Here is an 18,763-nt window from a genome sequence, read left to right as displayed (position 1 = left end):
GAACGGGATCGACCGCGACGTCCTCATATCAATCATAACGGCCTGCCTAGGGTCAGGACTCGTTAAATCCAAGCCAGAAGATCACGGCTGCAGCGAAGCATATGCTTGAGAAGAATGCGTGGGCGCATGGGTCGTATCGTGTATGAATTCTCCTCCAGTCCTTAAGCTTGCCGAACATGTTTTCGATTTTGTGGCGCTTTTTATAGAGCACCGGGTCATACGGGATGGCGAGTTTGCGGTTTGCCCGAGATGGAATGCACGCGGTAATCTTACGGGCTGCCAAGGCGTCTCGAAACCAGTCGGCGTCATACCCCTTGTCAGCCAACAAGGATTTGGCCTTGGGAAACGCGGGAAGCATCTTTGCCGCTCCTTTATAATCGCTCATCTGCCCTTCGCTCAGAAGCAGGATGAGTGGTCGACCGTGATCATCGCAGACGGCATGCAGCTTAGAGTTCAGCCCGCCTTTGGTCCGCCCAATACGTCTGGGAACATCCCCTTTTTTAGCAGACTGGCTGCGGTACGGTGGGCTTTCAAGTGGGTGGCGTCGATCATCAGTTGTTCGAGCTTACCGCGTTTGGCGGTCAGTTCGGCAAGAATGCGGTTGAACACGCCCAGCCTACTCCACCGGATGAAACGGTTATAGATCGTCTTGTGTGGACCGTATTCTCTCGGTGCGTCACGCCAACGCAGCCCATTGCGCAAAACAAAGATGATGCCACTCAAAATTAGACGGTCATCAACGCGCGGAATGCCGTGCGACAGCGGAAAATACGGTTCGATGCCGCGCATCTGCACCTCTGAAAACAACAGTAACTCACTCATCGCGGAACTCCTTTCGATCCAAATGAATCAAAGCCTCCGCAGAGGTGCAAGTTATTTAATAGGTCCTGACCCTAGTAGGCTGAATACTAGTCGAGGGAATTTACGGTTGACGTAAGACATGAAGAACCTCATATGGTACGATTAGTACCTATTTTATAGGTACGATATGTACTTATTGTCAATCAAGAGGAATTACGTGGCGATATGACTACGCGAAGCTTCAGCCGCCGTTCGATCGGTCCGCGTCGAAATCCCGATACAGCGGCCGCTATCCTTGATGCTGCAGCCGACCTGTTGCGCCGTGATGGTCTGAAGGGCCTAACCACTGATGCCGTTGCCCGCGAGGCACGCGCCAGCAAAGCCACCCTCTACAGGTGGTGGCCGAACAGAGGAACTCTTTTGCTGGCCGTCTATCAACGATTGAAGGATGGGCATCTCGACGCAGACACGGGCAGCTTGACGGGGGACTTGCGTCAGACACTCCGCAATCTCTTTGCCTTCTGGCGAGGAGAAGGGCACGTGTTCGCGCTTATCATTGCCGAAGCGCAGCATGATTCGGCAGTTGCAGAAGTGTTGGCTGACTACCGGCAAGAACGGATCACTGCATGGGAGCAGGTATTGCACCGGGCATCGGGCCGGGGTGAGATCATACTGGCTACAAATCTGAATGCGTTGGCCGAATCCATTCTTGCCCATGCTTGGCTTTATCTGATGACAGGGCGTCTCGATGCCGATCCAGATATGCTTGCCGATCGGATCCTGAAACCTTTTCAGCTAGACTAGGCTATAGCGACGATTTAACTATTTGAGCCATATGGCGATAGCTGCAAGCTTGACGAAGCCCATGAAGTTTGTGAGCAGCTTGTCATACGGTGTCGCGACACGCTTGAACTGTTTGGGTTTGTTGAAGAAGCGCTCGACGTGATTGCGCTCTTGGTAAAGTATTGCGTCGTAGAGACGCTGGACTTTGCGATTGTGTTTCGGCGGGATGACGACTTTAGTTCCTGTATTGGCGATCCTTTCGCACAGATGCTCGGCATCATAGCCCTTGTCGGCAAGGACAGCCTCGACTTGAAAACCGTCGACAAGATCATGGGCAAAGGCGATGTCATTGCGCTGTCCCGGACTGACAATCAGGCGGATCGAAAGGCCAAGCGCCTCCGTCGCGGCATGGATTTTCGTTGTCAGTCCGCCACGAAACCGACCTAGGCCTTAGGCATCCGCCCCTTTTAACTGGCGCGCGCCAGCGGCATGATGATGTGCCCGCACGATGGTGCTGTCGATCATCAGCCATTCCAGACCGGCTGCTCTGGCAAGTACCGATAGCATCTCGTCGACTACGCCAATCTCGATCCAGCGGTAATAGCGCCGCTTCACCGAACGATAGTCGCCCAGCCGTTCAGGCAAATCACGCCAGCGACCGCCTGAATGGGCCATCCACAACAGTGCATCCAGAAACAAACGGTTGTTGGTCTGCGGACCGCGTTTGACCTTCGCGCCAACCGGCACGAAACTCCTGGTCCGTTCCCACTGATCTTCACAAAGTGCATCACAATCCATCACCGAACTCCAAAAGCCAGTGTTGGATCTAATTTGACACGCGTTGGGAATCCTAATTCGTTAAATCGTCACTAAACTCTAGATGCTTGAGCGGGTGCCCCCTCGTCCAGTGTGGAGTAGAATATAAAACTCCGGGCTTAAGCACTACGTATGCTGCTGCCTTGGCTCGTAGAGGATGCCGATCACAGGTCGGTAAATTAAAGAAGCCTCAATAAGCGGCAATGTTGCGAATGTTCCGGTTGGCCGCTATGAGATTGCAGTAATTGGCAAAGGTTGGATAGTCTATGCCCGCAAAGCTCCCTGTCACGCAAGCCGCTGATCGAGATGACGAAGGCACTGATTTTGGCCGCTACCGGATTTTTCCGCGTCTGCGTATTCTCATGCGTGACGGAATCAAGATTGAGATTAGCCCGCGGGCGATCGACATTTTATGGCTTCTGGTGAAGGCAAAAGGGGAGTTGGTCACAAAGGACTATCTCCTCGAAACTGTCTGGTCTGGAGTGGTCGTTGAAGAAAATAACCTGCAAGCGCAAATGTCGGCCATAAGGCGTGCGCTTGGTTCCGATAGGGACATGGTAAGAACCGAGTTTGGTCTCGGATATAGGCTCGCCTCGAAACAGAACCAAGAGGCCGTCTCAGAGCCGGTTCTGGGTAAGGTGACCGCCAGAGCGTTTCCTATACCGCTAACGCCTCTGCTCGGCCGAGAAGCGGAATTGTTAGAAATAGAAGAATTATTCGGTGCGTCTCGCCTTCTAACCATTGTTGGCTCTGGGGGCGTTGGAAAGACCAGATCTGCCATCGAGTTTGCTGAGCGCCTGGCTGAAAGAGATAGTATTGATGTGCGCGTGGTGGAGATGGCCAAAGTCTCAGATGCTCAACTCGTCGAGCCGTCGCTTGCAAACGCGTTGATGATCCCGAGTTTGGGGATGCAACACATTAGGCAGGTTTTTGGTGGTAGCCGGTCAGCGCAGCTCACACTGATTATCGACAATTGTGAACATTTGTCAGATGTGATCGCACAAGCGATAGAGACACTTCTAACAAATTCTTCACAGATCAAGGTTTTGACAACGAGCCAAGAGCCATTGGGAATCAGTGGGGAGCAAGTGTATCGACTTGGTCCGCTGGCGGTGCCGCCCAAAAATATAATGGATATCAAGACGGCTCTGAAATATCCGGCCTTCGAGCTTTTTGTGGAACGGGCATCAGCCAAGACCCAGACAAACGAAATCAATGTCGCATTGGTCAACGAAATCTGTCATCGGCTCGACGGATTGCCGTTGGCCTTGGAGTTGGCAGCGGCGCGCGTCTCAACAATTGGCCTGAGCGGTGTTCTGGCAGCGCTGAATGATCGCTTCAACCTGCTAACGGCGGGCCGAAAAACAGCTCTTGCCAAGCACAGAACGCTACGGGCGACCGTTGATTGGAGCTACCATCTGCTTGATCCAGATGAGCAGTTGATGCTTAGACGCATATCGGTGTTCTCCTCTCCATTTGATGTGGGAGCCGTCCGTGCGGTGGCAATCCCTGAGAAGAGTGATCCCTGGTATGCGGTTGATATTTTGGGGCGTCTCGTAAGCAAATCCCTTTTGCTGCTGGATCTAAGCCACACCAGACCCCAGTATCGATTTCTAGAATCCATTCGATTCTATGCGTTGGAGAAGCTTGCGGACGACCCAGATTTAAATTGCGTCATGCAACGATATGCGTTTCACATCTTGACTGCGGCTCGCCATGCAACTCACGACTGGAAAACGCTTTCCACGGATGAGTGGCAAGCCACCCACGCTGGTATTATCGACGACATCCGCGGCGTCCTTGACTGGTCATTTTCTACGAATGGTGACATGCAGGTTGGGATCAGTATTCTGGCCTGTGCGACACCGTACTGGGTGCAGCTATCGCTTCATGATGAATGTCGAAATCGTATTTCGGACGCACTGGAGCGTTTTGCGAACTCGATGGCAGCTAGTGACGAAATGTCTTTGCAAGCTGCATTGGGTACCGCACTTAGCTGGGCTGTTGGTCCCGTCGCAGAGGCGGATAGTGCGTGGCAAAGGGCACTTTTTCTCGCGCAGCTCCATGGAGTTTCTGAGATCGAACTTCAGGCAAGATATGGCCTATGGCTCGTAAGTCTTAGATCCGGTCGTTTTCATGACTCATTAAATCATGCAACCGAAATGTTGCGGTGTTCTCTACGCGCTGGTGATGCTGAAGCGGCGGCAGTAGCCGAACGAATTGCCGGTGTGTCGCAACATTTCTCAGGCAATCACGATCTTGCACGTGAGCTTATCGAGCGAAGCATTCACTGGTTTCAGGTGAACTTGCCGCAACAGAGGTTTCGGTTCGGGCTCGACCAAAGTGTTGCCGGAAAATCGTTTCTCGCTCGTACGCTATGGGTTTTGGGTCGCGTCAACGAAGCAAAAGACCTTGCAGGTCTTGCGGTATCCGAAGCGATAATGCTCGACCACGCCAATACGCTATGCTGTGCGCTTGCAGAAGGAGAGAGTACCGTTTTCGGCCTTGAGGGCGACGTCGAAGCAGTGCGAGGCGCAGTCACCCGCCTACGGCATGCCGCACGTCAACACGGCTTGGGATTCTGGGATACCTACGCGAGTGTTTTTGATGCCTGGGCGACCATGGAAAGCGGAAAAGTCGTTTCCTCGTCTGAACTATCATCGGTTGTCGAAGCGGTATTCAATGCCGGTTTTCATCCCAAGTACACCATTCTGTTTAGCGACATGCTTGTCGCCACACAACGGAATATGTGCGATAGCACTCCACTTTTGCCGGTATTGCATATTCTCGTGGAAGAAAGAGATAGCGAACCGTGCTGGGCCGATGTCGAGTTCCGCCGTGCTACGATCCTGCTTGCTAATGTACGAGGGGAAAAAAATGTAGACCTCTGGGGCGCGCTGGAGAAAGCCCGTGCGGAGAATGCTTTGTCATGGGCACTTAAGATCGGCATCGACCTTGCATTTAGTAAGGGCTCCGACGGGTTGCTTCAGAAGACGGTCGGTGTGCTTGCCGATCTGATCGAAGTAATTCCTGAACACTCCGGCGGCAGAAACCTCAAAATTGCACGTTCGATCTGTACCCCCCACACACTGCGGCAATCCGATAAAGTTTGATCGATACGAGGAAAGCGCAAATCCTTGCATCGTTCATATTTTCAGACGTCTGAAAATCCTCACCAAAGTCTCTGACGATCCCGTGTATTACGGTTCTACGTCACAGAAGCGGTTTAAGCGGCCAACCCTGGTGCGCTAAGGAGGAGGAGTAAGGCTTTGGCTGAACTTGTCGCGGTGTATGCCGTCCCACACACACCGAGCTTTGTCGCCGACGCGCAGCTCAACGGTGAGAAGTCGGAGGCCGTGCGTTATTTTTCGGAAATACGCGCTCATTTTGAGGCTTCGAAACCGGATGTGATTGTTACGGTCAACAACGATCACTTCAACACGTTTTTCTTCGACAACTGGCCGACATTTGCCATCGGTACTGCTGAGGCGACGGCTGGACCAAACGATCAGACTCCTGGCATGCCTTGGTACGATGTTCGCGTGGAAGCTGCGGCTGGGAAACATCTTTTGTCGAGCATGGTTGCTGCTGGCTTCGATTTCTCTTCTACAGTCGATTTCCAAATCGATCACGGTGCGCTCGTGCCGCTCCACTTCTTAACCCCAGATATGCATCTGCCGATCGTACCCATCTTCATAAACTGCGTCGTTCCACCATTGCCAGTCGCGTCAAGATGCCTTGCTCTGGGTCGTTCGATTGGAGAGGCGATACGGTCTTGGGATAGCGATGCCCGCGTTGCAGTCGTCACTAGCGGATCTCTAAGCCTGGAAATCGGGGGGCCAAGAGTCATGGTTGACAAGACTTTTGGTGTTCCCGATCCCTCTTGGGCTGCGTGGATTCTTCAGGAAATCAAGACCGGCCTTTATGATGATCTTGTCTCACAGGCGACTGAGGACCGTATGCTCGAAGCGGGCAATGTCGCTGGCGAACTTCTCAATTGGATTATCGCTTTAGGTCTCGTCGGGAATCAAACCCCGGCAATACTGATAGATCAGCCGCAATTGGGCAACGCCTTCGCCGCCTGGGACGTAAGGAGTGCTCAATGAATATTTACCTCATTCACACCCTTTGTCGCCGCGTTCTACACGACAAGGAGTTTCGCAAGCTTATCCTGACGTCACCAGAGTCTGCCGTGCAGACTATGCCTTTCACCGAGGCAGAACGGGAAGCGCTGCTGTCTGGCGATGTCGGCCGTTTGAACCGGGCGGGCGCATCTGGCTTCCTGCTGCTGATCCTGTCCCGGTTCGAGGTGTTCGGTTTGGCGTTGCCGATTTTCAACCGACGAATGCGCACAGGAAAACCGGAATAGCTGTTTCGATTGGGTTAAGGAATTCTCAAACATAGACGGGGTGGGGCAGCTTCTCATTGAGGGGAGCTGGAGCGAGACCTGTCGTCTGTAAGGTCATTAGGGAGGACGCAATGAGTGAAGATACAGTTCAAGAGATAGGTCCAATTCAACGACGAACACTCGGCAGCAGTTTTATCGGCTGGATGTTCGACGGATTTGAAACCAGCACCTTGATCTTGGTTGGCGGTATTGCAGCGATGTCGCTGCTCAACAATCCGACACCCGACGAAGTCAGGGTTGCCGTTGGATATGCGATCGGTGCGACCCTACTGGGGTGGGCCGTCGGCGGCACGATCGGCAGTATTATGGCAGATCGGGTCGGCCGCAAGCTTATGCTCATGATTTCAATTGCTGGATACTCTGTGCTGACGGCGCTGACTGCATTCAGCCCCACCTGGACAATTCTCATCATACTGCGCTTCCTTACGGGCGTCTTTTTGGGATCAGAGTGGAGTACCGGAACTGCGCTGGTGGCTGAAACCTGGCCAGACCGGGCACGTGCTAAAGCCCTTGGCATCATGCAGTCCGGCTATGGTTTTGGTTTTTTTCTCGCTGCCGGTCTATGGCTGTTTATCCAGCCAAGCTTTGGGGCGGACGGATGGCGTTTGATGTTCCTCATTGGCGTGCTGCCTGCATTCGTCCTTTTATATATCCGCCGGAAGGTTCCGGAATCGAAGGTTTGGCTGGACGCGGTCAAAGAACCTGCGCCTGATGATACGATTAAAGTTCAAAAGGGATCCCGCTTGGCGATGCTGTTCGGCGATCCGGAAGGACTGAAACGTGCGATCGCCACCTTGGTGATGGCAGGTGTAACAGTGTCTGTATTCTACGGAATATCCGCACTCATCGGCCCCCACATTGGCGGTCTTGCGGTAAAAGAGGGGCTGAATGCAAGTTCCTGGGCGGCCATTAGCGCGCTCGTGTACAATGGTGGTGCTATTGTCGGCTACATCAGTGCAGGCTTCATCGCTGATCGCATCGGTCGTAAGCCCTACATGTTCGCTATGTTTGGCGGTGCGATTTGTGCAGGTATAATCCAGGCCTATGTGCCTGAGACTCTGACGTGGTCGCTGGTGTCGGTCTTCATTCTGGGCATGTTTACGCTCGGTGTTTTCTCCTGGATGCCGATCTATCTGCCCGAACTTTTCAAGACGAAGGTCCGGTCAACCGCATCAGGCATCGTCTTCAATCTCGCCCGATTGGTCTCATTCCCTCTTCCGATCATGACCGCCTTCCTGTTTTCGACTTTGGGAGGCTTTCATATGACAGTTCTCTCAATGGTCTTTCTTTATGTCGTGGCGATTTTTGCACTCTGGTTCCTGCCGGAAACCCGCGGCAAACCTCTTCCCAAATGACAATCGAAAATTCCAAAAAGGAGACGTGAAATGAACCTCGAAATAGAAGGCAAGGTAGCTATCGTAACGGGAGCAAGCGCCGGTATCGGCTTTGCCGTTGCGGAAGAGCTTCTCACCAATGGCGCGCGCGTACTTGTTGTCGCGCGAGATGAGGGGCGGCTGGCCAATGCTGTCAACAAGCTCGCAATAGCGGCCGCTGGTCGTTCCGGCGACGTCGTGGCCCTGGCTGCAGATGTCTCAAAGCCGGAATCAGCTCAGTTAATTGTCGAGCGTGCTATCGAAACATTTGGCGGTATCGATATTCTGGTCAATAATGCTGGACGCGCCCATGCTGGTGGCCTGATGGCGTCTACGGATCAGGATTGGGAGGAGATGACCGCGGTAAAGCTGACCTCCATGCGGCGGCTTTGCAAGGCGGCAATCCCACACATGCAGAAAAGCAGATGGGGTCGCATCGTCAATATGTCTTCAATCGGAGGCATTCATCCCAATCCTAAGCTGTTCGTCTCACATGTTCTAAGCGCAGCGATCAACAACTTGACGAAGTCGCTTGCTCTGGAAGTTGCGAAAGACGGCATCCTCGTTAACGCAATCGGCATTGGCGCAGTGGCAACCGACAACTGGGCGAATAATATGGTGCCGGCGGTTCGCCGTTCGCGGGCGGAGTTTGCGGATCTGTCGGATGACGATGTGATCGCTCGCATCTCTGCTGAATGCACACCGATCGGACGCGCGGGTTCGGCCCGCGAAATCGCCGCGATCGCGGCCTTCCTGAGTTCCAACAGGAATGGCTTCGTGACCGGCGATACGATCGAGGCGTCCGGCGGCGCTGATCGGTTCATGTAATTCGATAGGCTATGGGTGCCACCGTCCGGAGCTCAAAATCGCAAAGGGATAGGTGACCTTGTCGACGTGCCCGGCCATTAGCCGGGCACCATTGACGCCGTTTCTGATCAATAATCAAATCTTCGGAGTGCTGCGATGATCAAGATTAATGTCACCGCGGATGAGGCGCTTGCCTACCATCTCGAACCCAGTCCTGGAAAATACCAGATTGTTGCATCAAAGCCTTTGCGGACGCCACGTGACTTATCGTTGGCTTACAGCCCGGGTGTGGCGCACCCTGTTCAGGCCATCGGGAAATGTGCTGACGCTGCCTACGACTATACTGTTAAAGGCAATATGGTTGCCGTAATCTCCAACGGTACGGCAATTTTGGGGCTAGGCAATCTTGGTGCCCTCGCGTCCAAGCCCGTGATGGAGGGCAAAGCAGCTCTCTTCAAACTTTTCGCGGATATTAATGCCGTCGATATCGAGTTGGACTCGGAGGATGTGGACGAATTGGTCAAGGCGATCCACATGATGCAGCCGACATTTGGCGGCATCAATTTGGAGGATATCAAAGCCCCTGAATGCTTCCTGATCGAAGAGAAGCTCAAGGAAATGATGAATATTCCTGTGTTTCATGACGACCAGCACGGAACAGCCGTCATCGTGGCGGCCGGTTTGATGAATGCGCTGATGCTTGCAGACAAGACGATCGACAAAGCCAAAATCGTACTCAATGGTGCGGGTGCGGCCGGAATTGCATGCTTGAAGCTCTTGCACGCGATCGGTGCTCGTCCGGAAAATACTATCCTGTGCGACTCGCAGGGGACCGTATGGTCTGGGCGCGAGAAAGGGATGAACCGCTGGAAGTCCGAACTGGCAGTCGACACCCCTGCGAGAACATTAGCCGAAGCACTTGTCGGTGCGGACGTGTTTATTGGAGTGTCGGTCAAGGGGGCCCTGACAGGCCAAATGCTCCGGTCCATGGCTAATGACCCGATTATCTTCGCCTTGTCTAATCCAGACCCTGAAATAACCCCGGAGGAAGCCTTTGAAACCCGTAGCGATGCGATTATTGCGACCGGGAGGTCCGATTATCCCAATCAGGTGAACAATGTACTTTGCTTCCCATATATCTTCCGCGGAGCGCTCGACGCGCGAGCGAGAGAAATCAATGATGAGATGAAAATTGCCTGTGCATTCGCTCTTGCTGAGTTAGCTCGTTCGGCGGTGCCTGAAAGTGTAAAGCGTATTCACGATAAAGATATTTCTTTCGGTCGAGACTATATCATTCCTTCGCCATTCGATCCCCGGCTATTGAGTGAGGTTGCGCCTGCCGTTGTGTGGGCAGCCGTTCAATCGGGCACCTCGAGGCATACAATAGACCTCACCGACTACCAGAAAACTTTAAAGCTTCGCTTGGCTTGAAGGACGATCTGCCAAAGGTGGCGGGCTGATTGTTATATAGAGTACCATGAAAGGGCAGTCCGGGCTTCGAATGGATACGACGGCGGAGGCTTTTAGTTAAAGTGATAGACGGTCTCCGTCCGCCAGTGCGTGGTGGACGCCTTCCTATTATGTCGCTAATTGTACACTCTCGGGGCGGCGCAACATCTTAGCTTCTATCGCGCTATTCAAACGCTCGGCCCGCCCGCTTGTTGTCGCTCGCTTCTAAGATTGAAGACCGGATACATGTCCTCCATATAGAAAACGCAGATACACGACACGGCGGGCGCAGATATCGGGCGTTGATGAGATTTCCTCCTTTAGACCATATCCGATATGGTCTAAACTGCAGTAATATCACACAGGTGTTTTGCCACGAGAAATTCATCCTGTAAAACGCATTAATAAAGCTTTTAATGTGGCAGCAAAGTGGTTAGAAGTTGACGAAATCACACAACTTTAAAACCGTCGAGATAGCAAATGTTCGTAAACTCCCCAAAAAGGAAAATTTATCCATTAGCCGCCCTTATGACCACGGCTATCGTCAACCCGCTTTATGCGCAGGATGCGGTGCAACTGCAAACCATCGTCGTTGACGGCAGCGGCAAAGGGGTAAAGGATAAGGCGCTTCAGGCGACTGGTCCTGTTGACGGATATGTTGCGACCGTAACTGCCACAGGGTCCAAGACAGCGACCCCTCTGATCGAGCTTCCACAATCGGTTTCGGTTGTGACGTCAAAGCAGATGGAGGATCGTAATGTCCAGAATCTCGGTCAGGCACTGAATTACACTTCCGGCCTCGCGACCCAGCCTTTCGGTAACGATGTTCGCTATTTCAGCCCGATCATCCGTGGCTTCGAGGGCAATCAGAGTGTCTATCTGAATTCGTTCCGTTTCATTCGTGATTTTGGCGTCATTGCCCTTGAACCTTACGGTTTGGAACGCATTGATGTCGTGCGTGGTCCCGCGTCGGTCCTCTACGGGCAGGGCGAGCCGGGCGGCATCATCAACCTGATATCCAAGCGCCCGACTTTTCAGGAGTTCGGCAATGTCGGACTGGAATGGGGCACGAACAAGCGCTACGTCGCCAAGGCTGACATCGGTGGCAATTTCCGTGACGACATTTCCTACCGTCTGACGGCTTTGGGCCGACTGGCCGACGGCGAGCAGGATTACACCAATGACGACCGTTTTTACATCGCGCCAGCAGTCACATGGGCACCCGACGAAGATACATCGCTGACCATTCTCGCCAGTCTGCAACGCGACAAGGGTACTTCACAAATAGGATTGCCGCAGCAAGGAACGCTTGATTTCAACCCCAATGGAAGCATCCCCATCAGTCGCTATCTGGGTGAACCTGATTTCAATGACAACAAAAGCACACTTGCAACCATAGGCTATGAGTTGCGCCATCGTTTCAACGAAACTTTCGAATTCCGTCAGAATTTCCAGTATCTGTCTTTCAAGAACGATTATAACAATCTGTATTATTCAAAGCTCGATGCGGATATGAGAACGGTGACCCGTGGAGCGAGCGTGCAATCGGAAGAGATCGACAGCTTTGGCGTCGATAACCAACTCGAAGCAAACTTCGTTACCGGTCCTCTCGATCATACTGCCATTTTCGGGCTTGATTACCGAAACAATAAGCAATGGCGCTCCTCGAATTTTTCTGCTGCTCAGACAACGATTGATCTGTTCAATCCAGTCTATGGCACTCCAATCATTTATGATCCGGCAAAGGGGAATATATCCGAGGTGCGTTTGCAGCAGACCGGATTGTATGTTCAGGACCAGATAAAATATGACAGGCTGTCAGTGTCACTGGGGCTGCGTCAGGATTGGACCAGCACGCGTGACCTGGTAAACGATGAAAGCGTTGACGAACATGCGCTGACCGGTCGCGCCGGAGCGATTTACCGTTTTGATAATGGCATTGCCCCCTATCTGAGCTATGCAACATCGTTCAACCCGGTCTCCGGTGTAAACGATGTCACAGGGGATATGCTAAAGCCATCAGAGGGCAAGCAATATGAAGCGGGCGTCAAGTTCCAGCCAGACGGCTGGGACGGTTTCCTTACGGCAAGCGTTTATCACCTGACCAAGACCAATGTAACCAACAAAGAGGCGGACAGTTCAGGCAAGAACCTGACAGTTCAAAACGGTGAGGTGCGCTCACGCGGTTTCGAACTCGAAGGAACGACAAGTCTCGGTAATGGCCTGTCGATGGTTGGCAATTATACCTATACAGATGCAAAAATCGTAGAGGGCGATGCAACCGCTACCTCGAATACAAGCGGCAATCGTCCGGCAAATGTTCCTGAACATAGTGCCTCTTTATGGGCCGATTACAGCTTCGATGAAAACACGGCTCTTGCGGGTGTTTCGCTGGGCGCAGGCGTTCGTTATCTCGGTAGCCGTTATGGCAATGTTGCCAACACGATCCGCATGCCTTCCGCCGTTGTGTTCGACGCGGCCATCCGTTACCAGAAGGATAATTTCAACGCTGCACTCAACTTCACCAATCTCGGTGATGAACGCTATGTCGCAAGCTGTAACTTCGGCTGTTTCTATGGCGAAGGTCGTTCCATTATCGCTAATGTCGGTTACTCATGGTAATAACTGTGTAAGGAGCGCCGGTCTGATTAAAGTCAGGTCGGCGCTCTAAACATGTTCGTTATATGCATTGTCTACCGTTTTTCGACTTCTTTTCGGCCGGATTAAGCAGCGAATAGAACCGATGCCTGTCATATATGAAAGGCATAAGGGCAACAGGCTCCATAATGAAACATTGTGATGTAATGATCAATCGCCGGGACTTTATGTGTTGTGCCGGCGCAACGTTCGCAATGCCGCTTTTGGCCGCAGATATTGAGTCCGCAGAGGCTGCGGCTCTTGAAACCTTCCTTAAAAAGCCTGTTGCTATTGTCGATTGGGCGCTGGTTGAAACCAGCCTCGCTTTAGGTGTGGCGCCAATAGCGGCGGTTGAGCTTATAAACTACCGCAAGTTGGTGATTGAGCCACCCCTGCCTGACGGGATCGTTGATCTTGGTTTGCGTGGCTCGATCAATTTCGAGCTGCTTGCATCTCTCCAGCCAGAGAAAATCTACGGCTCAAATTATACTGCATGGGCCAATGATCTGATGCGACCGATCGCGCCCGTTGTTTCGCTGCCCATATATATGACCGGTAAGTCGCCTTACGCCGAGGCCGAGGTCGCCACACGTGCAATGGCAGACGATTACGATCTTTCACACAAAGCTGATTCCTATATTGGACAGACCGCAGATTTTATCCGGCAGAGCGGTGAGCGGATAGCCAGGCATAGACAACACCCCTTATTGATCATCAACATAGGCGATGCGAAACATATCCGTGTCTTCGGTGGCGATTCCATATTCGGGGTGGTGGCTGAAATGATGGGGTTTAGCTCTGCCTGGGCCAGCACCAGCTATTCGGCAACAGCTCCCATCAGTATCGAAACTCTGGTCGATTATCCCGATGCGATCGTGATTATAATTTCCCCCATTCCTCCGGATGCACGTCGCGCCTTGCCGCAAAGTACTTTGTGGAAGGCAATGCCGGCGGTACGCGACGGACGCGTTTTCACACTTGATCCGATCAATCCATTTGGTGGTCTACCCACCGCGCGGCGGTTTGCAAGATTACTAGAAGAGGCGCTGCGGGAATGGCCATGAGGCTTGAAACTCTACCGCGCGCCATGGTTGGGCGAGGGATGGTCCTAATCGCGCTGCTCATGGTTGCTTTAATGCTGACGGCTATGCGGATATATTTAAATCTGCCGGCAAAAGGCGCGGTTTTGCAGCAGATCATTTTCGCCCATAGTGTCCTGCCGCGTCTTGCAATCGCATTGATCTGCGGTGCTGCGCTGGGGCTTTCGGGTGCATTGATACAAAGAGTATTGCGCAATGCCATTGCTGACCCCTCAACATTGGGAATAATGGCAGGCGCACAGCTCGCCATGACCGTGGCGACGATCTATGCGCCGGTTCTTATGGAAGTCGCGCGCTCGCCGGTTGCTTTCACCGGCGGCGTTCTATCGCTGCTGATTGTGCTCGGGCTCTCCTGGCGGCAGAATCTGGAGCCTGTCAGCGTTATCATCAGTGGCATGATGTTCTCTCTGATCGCGGCGTCATTGAGCGCGACCATCATTTTGAGCAATGGCGATTATCTTATGTCACTCTTCATCTGGGGGAGCGGTTCTCTCGACCAGACAGGCTGGGGGCCGGCGCTTTCGCTAATTGCAAGAACACTCATCACGTTGATCCTTGCCGTCCTTTTGCTGCGTCCGCTTGATTTGCTCAGCCTTGGTGACAGCACCGCAAAAGCGCTTGGAATGGGGGTGACCTTAATTCGTGCGGCGGTGTTGATTCTTGCCGTCTTTCTGGCGACCAGTATTTCGGCGGAAGTTGGTATTATCGGGTTCATTGGGTTCGTTGCCCCCAATGTGGCACGGATGGCCGGAGCAAGAACGGCGCGACAAATACTGTTCTCATCCATGGCCATAGGCGCGCTTCTGTTGCTTCTGACGGATGGATTGGTTGATTTTGTATCCATTTTCTACGGTACGTTCGTACCGACAGGTGCCGTAACCGCAATATTGGGCGGACCGTTGCTGCTTTGGCTTCTCCCAAATATCAAAAGCACGCTTCAGGCAACCGCAGCACTCAACCCTCGTCGTGTCAGCCGTCCGGGTTTGATCATCTTGTCCATTGCCTTTCTTGCTCTGCTGCTGATACCGCTTGCATTGTTTGTCTCGAGGAGCCCCGATGGTTGGGCCATCACACAAGGACCGCTTCTGGACACCATCATGCCCTGGCGCTGGCCCCGCCTTATGGCAGCCATAAGCACTGGAGCCATGCTGGCAACGGCTGGATGTATTTTGCAAAGAACACTCGGCAATCCGATGGCCAGCCCTGAAGTGCTTGGTATCTCATCGGGTGCGGGGGTCGGATTGGCAGCCGTTCTGCTCTTGATGACAGCGCCGGGAAAAGAGGCGCAGTTCAACGGCGCATTGGCCGGTTCATTGATTGCGGCGGCAATCATTCTCACTCTCGCCGCGCGCTATCGCTTCAATACAGAACGTCTGTTGCTTGCCGGCATTGCAACTGGTTCAATCTCCGGCGCATTCTTAACGTTGATTATGGCGCGCGGCGGTGCTGAAACAATGGCACTGTTAAGCTGGATGAGTGGTTCTACGCAAAGGGTTACGCCACAGGACGCCTTATTGCTGGCCTTCACGGCGATTTTTGCGATGGTCCCGATCGTGTTCATGATAAGATGGCTTGATATCATGCCGCTTGGCAATGCGCGTGCCCGTGCCATCGGACTGAATGTGAGGTTTTCATCCTTATTGCTGATCCTGATTGCTTCTGCTCTTTCGGCAGCTTCAACACTTTTTATCGGCCCTCTTTCCTTCATCGGGCTGATGGCCCCGCATCTTGCGCGGCAGGCGGGCTTCATGCGAGCCGGGTGGCACCTTTCAGGTTCCATTGCCATTGGGATATGTATTATGATCTTTGCTGACTGGATGGCGCGTTCTGTGGCATTTCCTTATCAGCTTCCGCTAGGCTTGTTCGCGTCTATGATCGGTGGGCCTTATCTCATCTGGAGCCTGAACAGGTCGGCTTAACGACGGCTGGCAACTGGCGTCAAAAATCTTTAAATGGCGACAAAATGCCGATCTGATACTTCGCGATACTCCCGAACGGATGAAATGTAATCAATCGCGCGAATCGGAGTTTTCAATTCGCCTGCTTGGCTTGCCTCATAGCTTCGCCGCCGGTCGGGGTCGGGTATTGGCACCGCGGACACCAGTTTTTCGTATACTCTTGCTGCGGATTTCCAAATACCGATGCTCGCCACGGCGGAAGGAAGGCGCCCGTCTTTTTCTTTTGAAAAGATAGATGAGTTCCAAACCTGAAATGACAGACTCTTCCATGCGATTCGCACGTACTCAATCTCCGATCAAGCATCGAAGATTCTAATTTAATCAGTAAGTTATAACGAAGGTAATGGCGGAGAGGGTGGGATTCGAACCCACGGTGGAGTTACCCCCACGCCGCATTTCGAGTGCGGTACTTTCGACCACTCAGCCACCTCTCCGCATTATGGGCGCTATCAAATGGTCTTGAATGGACCATATGAGCGCAAACATTTAAAGCGAACGCCAAGCGTGCGTCGGCTCAATAGCGGCCAGGACGCGATTAGACAAGAGCTATTTTGCATTTTGAGCCTAAAATTCTTGACTTTCTCATTTGTTCAACCCTATAAGCGGCGGACCTTAGGTGGGCCGTAGGGCAAGCCTGTTGTTCTGGATGGTGTTTCCGGTAGTTTCCGGCATCAGCCTGTAAGTCGCAAGACTTTGAATATATACAGATAATTTAACGACTGATAAAAAGACGACCCATATCTTCGGCGCCAATGCCGTCGTGCATGAGAGTCGGACCGAACACCGAAAGGATAACAAATGTTCGCAGTCATCAAGACTGGTGGCAAGCAGTATCGCGTTGCCGCAAATGACCTGATCAAGGTCGAAAAAGTTGCCGGCGAAGCTGGTGATATTGTAGAATTCGCAGAAGTTATGATGGTCGGCTCGACCATCGGTGTTCCAACTGTCGAAGGCGCGCTGGTCACAGCGGAAGTCGTCGAGCAGGGTCGTGCCCGTAAGGTCATCGCGTTCAAGAAGCGCCGCCGTCAGAATTCGAAGCGCACCCGCGGCCATCGTCAGGAACTGACGACCATCCGCATCTCGGAAATCCTCACAGAAGGCGCCAAGCCTTCCAAGAAGGCCGCCGAGAAGAAGGCTCCGAAGGTTGCCGCTGCCAAAGCAGAAGGCGAAACCGCAAAGCCTAAGAAGGCAGCGCCTAAGAAGGCTGCAGCCAAGGCTGAAACGGCCGAGTAAATCAACGCATTTCGGAGGGGACTGCTGAGCAGTTCGTTCTAGGAAAATGCGATTAACAAATAGATAGAGCAATTACGGAAATTCGACTTTAACGTAAGCGCTCTGGAAAGATTAAGGAGAATACCAATGGCACATAAAAAAGCTGGTGGTTCCTCGCGTAACGGTCGCGATTCAGAATCCAAACGCCTGGGCGTGAAGAAGTTTGGCGGCGAAGCTGTGCTTGCCGGCAATATCATCGTGCGTCAGCGCGGCACCAAGTGGCATCCGGGTGCCAATGTCGGCCTCGGCAAGGACCATACCATTTTTGCAACCACGAACGGTTCCGTGTCTTTCCGTACGAAAGCCAAGGGCCGCACCTACGTGTCGGTAGACCCGATCGCGGAAGCAGCAGAGTAAGCCGGGCACTCATAAATACCGGCGTCCATCGGACCCGGTAAATATGGCGACCAGCCAAAAGATCGAAGGGAAGATGGGCCACCATCTTCCCTTTTTGCATCTGGAGGACAGAAAAATGGTTGTCGAAGTTTTAGAAGAAGAATGTAGGGATTGCTGTAGCGCGCTGGAGACCAGCTTCGCTCCTCTTTCGCCCGATACGATACCGGGCCTGGATTGCCCCGTCCTCGTTACTGAACGGTTGGTTCTGCGTCCACCGCATGACGAAGACGTGGATGCCATTTCCTATCTTGCCAATAGTCCTCGCGTCTCGGTCATGCTCGCCCGCATGCCGCATCCTTATACGCGTGAGAACGCGACCGACTTTGTCGAACGCGTACGAAAAGGCGAGATGGGAAATTGCATTTACGCGATCACGCAGTCCGATACCGGCATCTTTATGGGGTGTTGCGGCATCCATCCACATAAACACGGCGATGGTCTGGAGATCGGCTATTGGCTGGGTGAACCTTATTGGGGTTATGGCTATGCGACTGAAGCCGCACATGCACTGATCGATCTTGCATTTCGTGCAACGCTGATCGAACGGCTGCATGTCTCTTGCCGCGCCAGTAATAGTGGATCGCGCCGGGTGATTCACAAGTGCGGCTTCCAGTTCTTCGGTCTCGGCATGGCGGATTCGCTCGCTGCAGGAAACGTACCGATCGAGCGTTACGTTCTCGATCGGCGCACCTGGATCGGTTTGAGAGACTGGCAGTCATAGCCAGCATGTCTGGAGCCTGAGATGATCCTGCAAAATATCCCAGGATCATCTCGTCGCAAGAGGCTCTTCGAAGAGCAATATCTGGATGATTTGCGGCTTTATATCAATTGGACCGCATATAGCGGAAAGTCCGTTCCATAAAAACCTTGACGTGATCTGTTTGCAGAAAAGGGGTTTTGCTGTAATTGCGTGGGATCGTGTGGATATGTTCTGCGCTAAATGAATTCTGGAGCATTAAAACC

The 18,763-nt window shown here is 52.8% G+C and carries 14 protein-coding genes, 1 tRNA gene and 2 pseudogenes; 13 read left to right on the top strand and 4 right to left on the bottom strand.

The genetic code is table 11. The annotated features are described in order from the left end of the window. Positions 1 to 52 precede the first annotated feature (52 nt). A protein-coding gene (locus tag AAIB41_RS16760; protein ID WP_343314169.1) for an IS5 family transposase occupies positions 53 to 822 on the bottom strand; the annotation gives its coding sequence in 2 pieces (ribosomal slippage) (positions 53 to 489 and positions 489 to 822; 771 coding nt in all). Between the two features lie 204 nt (positions 823 to 1,026). Between AAIB41_RS16760 and AAIB41_RS16755 the strand changes: the two genes are divergently transcribed. Next, complete coding sequence (locus AAIB41_RS16755) at positions 1,027 to 1,605, top strand: TetR/AcrR family transcriptional regulator C-terminal ligand-binding domain-containing protein (RefSeq protein WP_343315140.1); 579 nt, start codon at positions 1,027 to 1,029, stop codon at positions 1,603 to 1,605. An 18-nt stretch (positions 1,606 to 1,623) separates the two neighbouring features. Here the strand turns inward: AAIB41_RS16755 and AAIB41_RS16750 are convergent. After that, positions 1,624 to 2,382, bottom strand: a pseudogene (locus AAIB41_RS16750) (IS5 family transposase). Positions 2,383 to 2,666: 284 nt separating this feature from the next. On the opposite strand from AAIB41_RS16750, the gene AAIB41_RS16745 reads away from it, so the two are divergent. The 9 genes and pseudogenes from AAIB41_RS16745 to fhuB all read left to right on the top strand — a co-directional run bounded on the left by AAIB41_RS16745 (position 2,667) and on the right by fhuB (position 16,093). After that, entirely contained in the window at positions 2,667 to 5,513 is a 2,847-nt protein-coding gene (locus AAIB41_RS16745; RefSeq protein ID WP_343315139.1) for a winged helix-turn-helix domain-containing protein, read from the top strand. Positions 5,514 to 5,669: 156 nt separating this feature from the next. Then, positions 5,670 to 6,506 (top strand): extradiol ring-cleavage dioxygenase, encoded by an 837-nt coding sequence (locus tag AAIB41_RS16740; RefSeq protein ID WP_343315138.1) that lies wholly within the window; start codon positions 5,670 to 5,672, stop codon positions 6,504 to 6,506. Further along, on the top strand, positions 6,503 to 6,769 hold the full coding sequence (locus tag AAIB41_RS16735; protein ID WP_343315137.1) for a hypothetical protein: 267 nt from the start codon (positions 6,503 to 6,505) through the stop codon (positions 6,767 to 6,769). The genes AAIB41_RS16740 and AAIB41_RS16735 overlap by 4 nt, the downstream gene beginning before the upstream one ends. Positions 6,770 to 6,879: 110 nt before the next feature. After that, complete coding sequence (locus AAIB41_RS16730; RefSeq protein WP_343315136.1) at positions 6,880 to 8,163, top strand: MFS transporter; 1,284 nt, start codon at positions 6,880 to 6,882, stop codon at positions 8,161 to 8,163. 30 nt (positions 8,164 to 8,193) lie between these two features. Then, positions 8,194 to 9,009 (top strand): SDR family oxidoreductase, encoded by an 816-nt coding sequence (locus AAIB41_RS16725; RefSeq protein ID WP_343315135.1) that lies wholly within the window; start codon positions 8,194 to 8,196, stop codon positions 9,007 to 9,009. A 135-nt stretch (positions 9,010 to 9,144) separates the two neighbouring features. Beyond that, a pseudogene (locus AAIB41_RS16720) lies at positions 9,145 to 10,392 on the top strand (malic enzyme-like NAD(P)-binding protein); the annotation flags it as partial. Between the two features lie 573 nt (positions 10,393 to 10,965). Then, positions 10,966 to 13,059, top strand: coding sequence for a TonB-dependent siderophore receptor (locus AAIB41_RS16715; RefSeq protein ID WP_343315134.1), 2,094 nt, complete (start codon positions 10,966 to 10,968; stop codon positions 13,057 to 13,059). A gap of 230 nt (positions 13,060 to 13,289) precedes the next feature. Next, complete coding sequence (locus tag AAIB41_RS16710) at positions 13,290 to 14,138, top strand: ABC transporter substrate-binding protein (RefSeq protein WP_343315133.1); 849 nt, start codon at positions 13,290 to 13,292, stop codon at positions 14,136 to 14,138. Beyond that, entirely contained in the window at positions 14,135 to 16,093 is a 1,959-nt protein-coding gene (gene fhuB / locus AAIB41_RS16705; protein WP_343315132.1) for a Fe(3+)-hydroxamate ABC transporter permease FhuB, read from the top strand. The genes AAIB41_RS16710 and fhuB overlap by 4 nt, the downstream gene beginning before the upstream one ends. Before the next feature lie 29 nt (positions 16,094 to 16,122). Here fhuB and AAIB41_RS16700 read toward each other — a convergent pair whose 3' ends face one another. Both AAIB41_RS16700 and AAIB41_RS16695 read right to left on the bottom strand, forming a co-directional pair. Then, on the bottom strand, positions 16,123 to 16,413 hold the full coding sequence (locus AAIB41_RS16700) for a hypothetical protein (protein ID WP_343315131.1): 291 nt from the start codon (positions 16,411 to 16,413) through the stop codon (positions 16,123 to 16,125). A gap of 63 nt (positions 16,414 to 16,476) precedes the next feature. Then, a tRNA-Ser gene (locus AAIB41_RS16695) sits at positions 16,477 to 16,566 on the bottom strand. 364 nt (positions 16,567 to 16,930) lie between these two features. On the opposite strand from AAIB41_RS16695, the gene rplU reads away from it, so the two are divergent. The 3 genes from rplU (at position 16,931) to AAIB41_RS16680 (ending at position 18,521) form a co-directional block, all read left to right on the top strand. Continuing rightward, positions 16,931 to 17,365, top strand: coding sequence for a 50S ribosomal protein L21 (gene rplU, locus AAIB41_RS16690; RefSeq protein ID WP_343315130.1), 435 nt, complete (start codon positions 16,931 to 16,933; stop codon positions 17,363 to 17,365). A gap of 126 nt (positions 17,366 to 17,491) precedes the next feature. Then, the gene (gene rpmA / locus AAIB41_RS16685; protein ID WP_343315129.1) at positions 17,492 to 17,761 is read left to right on the top strand and encodes a 50S ribosomal protein L27; all 270 of its coding nucleotides are present in this window, start codon (positions 17,492 to 17,494) and stop codon (positions 17,759 to 17,761) included. A gap of 115 nt (positions 17,762 to 17,876) precedes the next feature. Next, positions 17,877 to 18,521 carry a GNAT family N-acetyltransferase gene (locus AAIB41_RS16680; protein ID WP_343315128.1) on the top strand — a complete coding sequence of 215 codons (645 nt, stop codon included), beginning with the start codon at positions 17,877 to 17,879 and terminating at the stop codon, positions 18,519 to 18,521. The last annotated feature ends 242 nt before the right edge of the window (positions 18,522 to 18,763 follow it).

This window comes from Brucella sp. BE17 (genome assembly GCF_039545455.1).
Classification (GTDB): Bacteria; Pseudomonadota; Alphaproteobacteria; order Rhizobiales; family Rhizobiaceae; genus Brucella.
This window is presented reverse-complemented; position numbering and strand designations above follow the sequence as displayed.

What these genes read in the sequence shown, in the direction of transcription:
- AAIB41_RS16755 (WP_343315140.1), top strand. Translation starts at nt 1,027, where the DNA reads ATGACTACGCGAAGCTTCAGCCGCCGTTCGATCGGTCCGCGTCGAAAT.
- AAIB41_RS16745 (WP_343315139.1), top strand. Translation starts at nt 2,667, where the DNA reads ATGCCCGCAAAGCTCCCTGTCACGCAAGCCGCTGATCGAGATGACGAA.
- AAIB41_RS16735 (WP_343315137.1), top strand. Translation starts at nt 6,503, where the DNA reads ATGAATATTTACCTCATTCACACCCTTTGTCGCCGCGTTCTACACGAC.
- AAIB41_RS16730 (WP_343315136.1), top strand. Translation starts at nt 6,880, where the DNA reads ATGAGTGAAGATACAGTTCAAGAGATAGGTCCAATTCAACGACGAACA.
- AAIB41_RS16725 (WP_343315135.1), top strand. Translation starts at nt 8,194, where the DNA reads ATGAACCTCGAAATAGAAGGCAAGGTAGCTATCGTAACGGGAGCAAGC.
- AAIB41_RS16715 (WP_343315134.1), top strand. Translation starts at nt 10,966, where the DNA reads ATGACCACGGCTATCGTCAACCCGCTTTATGCGCAGGATGCGGTGCAA.
- AAIB41_RS16710 (WP_343315133.1), top strand. Translation starts at nt 13,290, where the DNA reads ATGCCGCTTTTGGCCGCAGATATTGAGTCCGCAGAGGCTGCGGCTCTT.
- fhuB (WP_343315132.1), top strand. Translation starts at nt 14,135, where the DNA reads ATGAGGCTTGAAACTCTACCGCGCGCCATGGTTGGGCGAGGGATGGTC.
- rplU (WP_343315130.1), top strand. Translation starts at nt 16,931, where the DNA reads ATGTTCGCAGTCATCAAGACTGGTGGCAAGCAGTATCGCGTTGCCGCA.
- rpmA (WP_343315129.1), top strand. Translation starts at nt 17,492, where the DNA reads ATGGCACATAAAAAAGCTGGTGGTTCCTCGCGTAACGGTCGCGATTCA.
- AAIB41_RS16680 (WP_343315128.1), top strand. Translation starts at nt 17,877, where the DNA reads ATGGTTGTCGAAGTTTTAGAAGAAGAATGTAGGGATTGCTGTAGCGCG.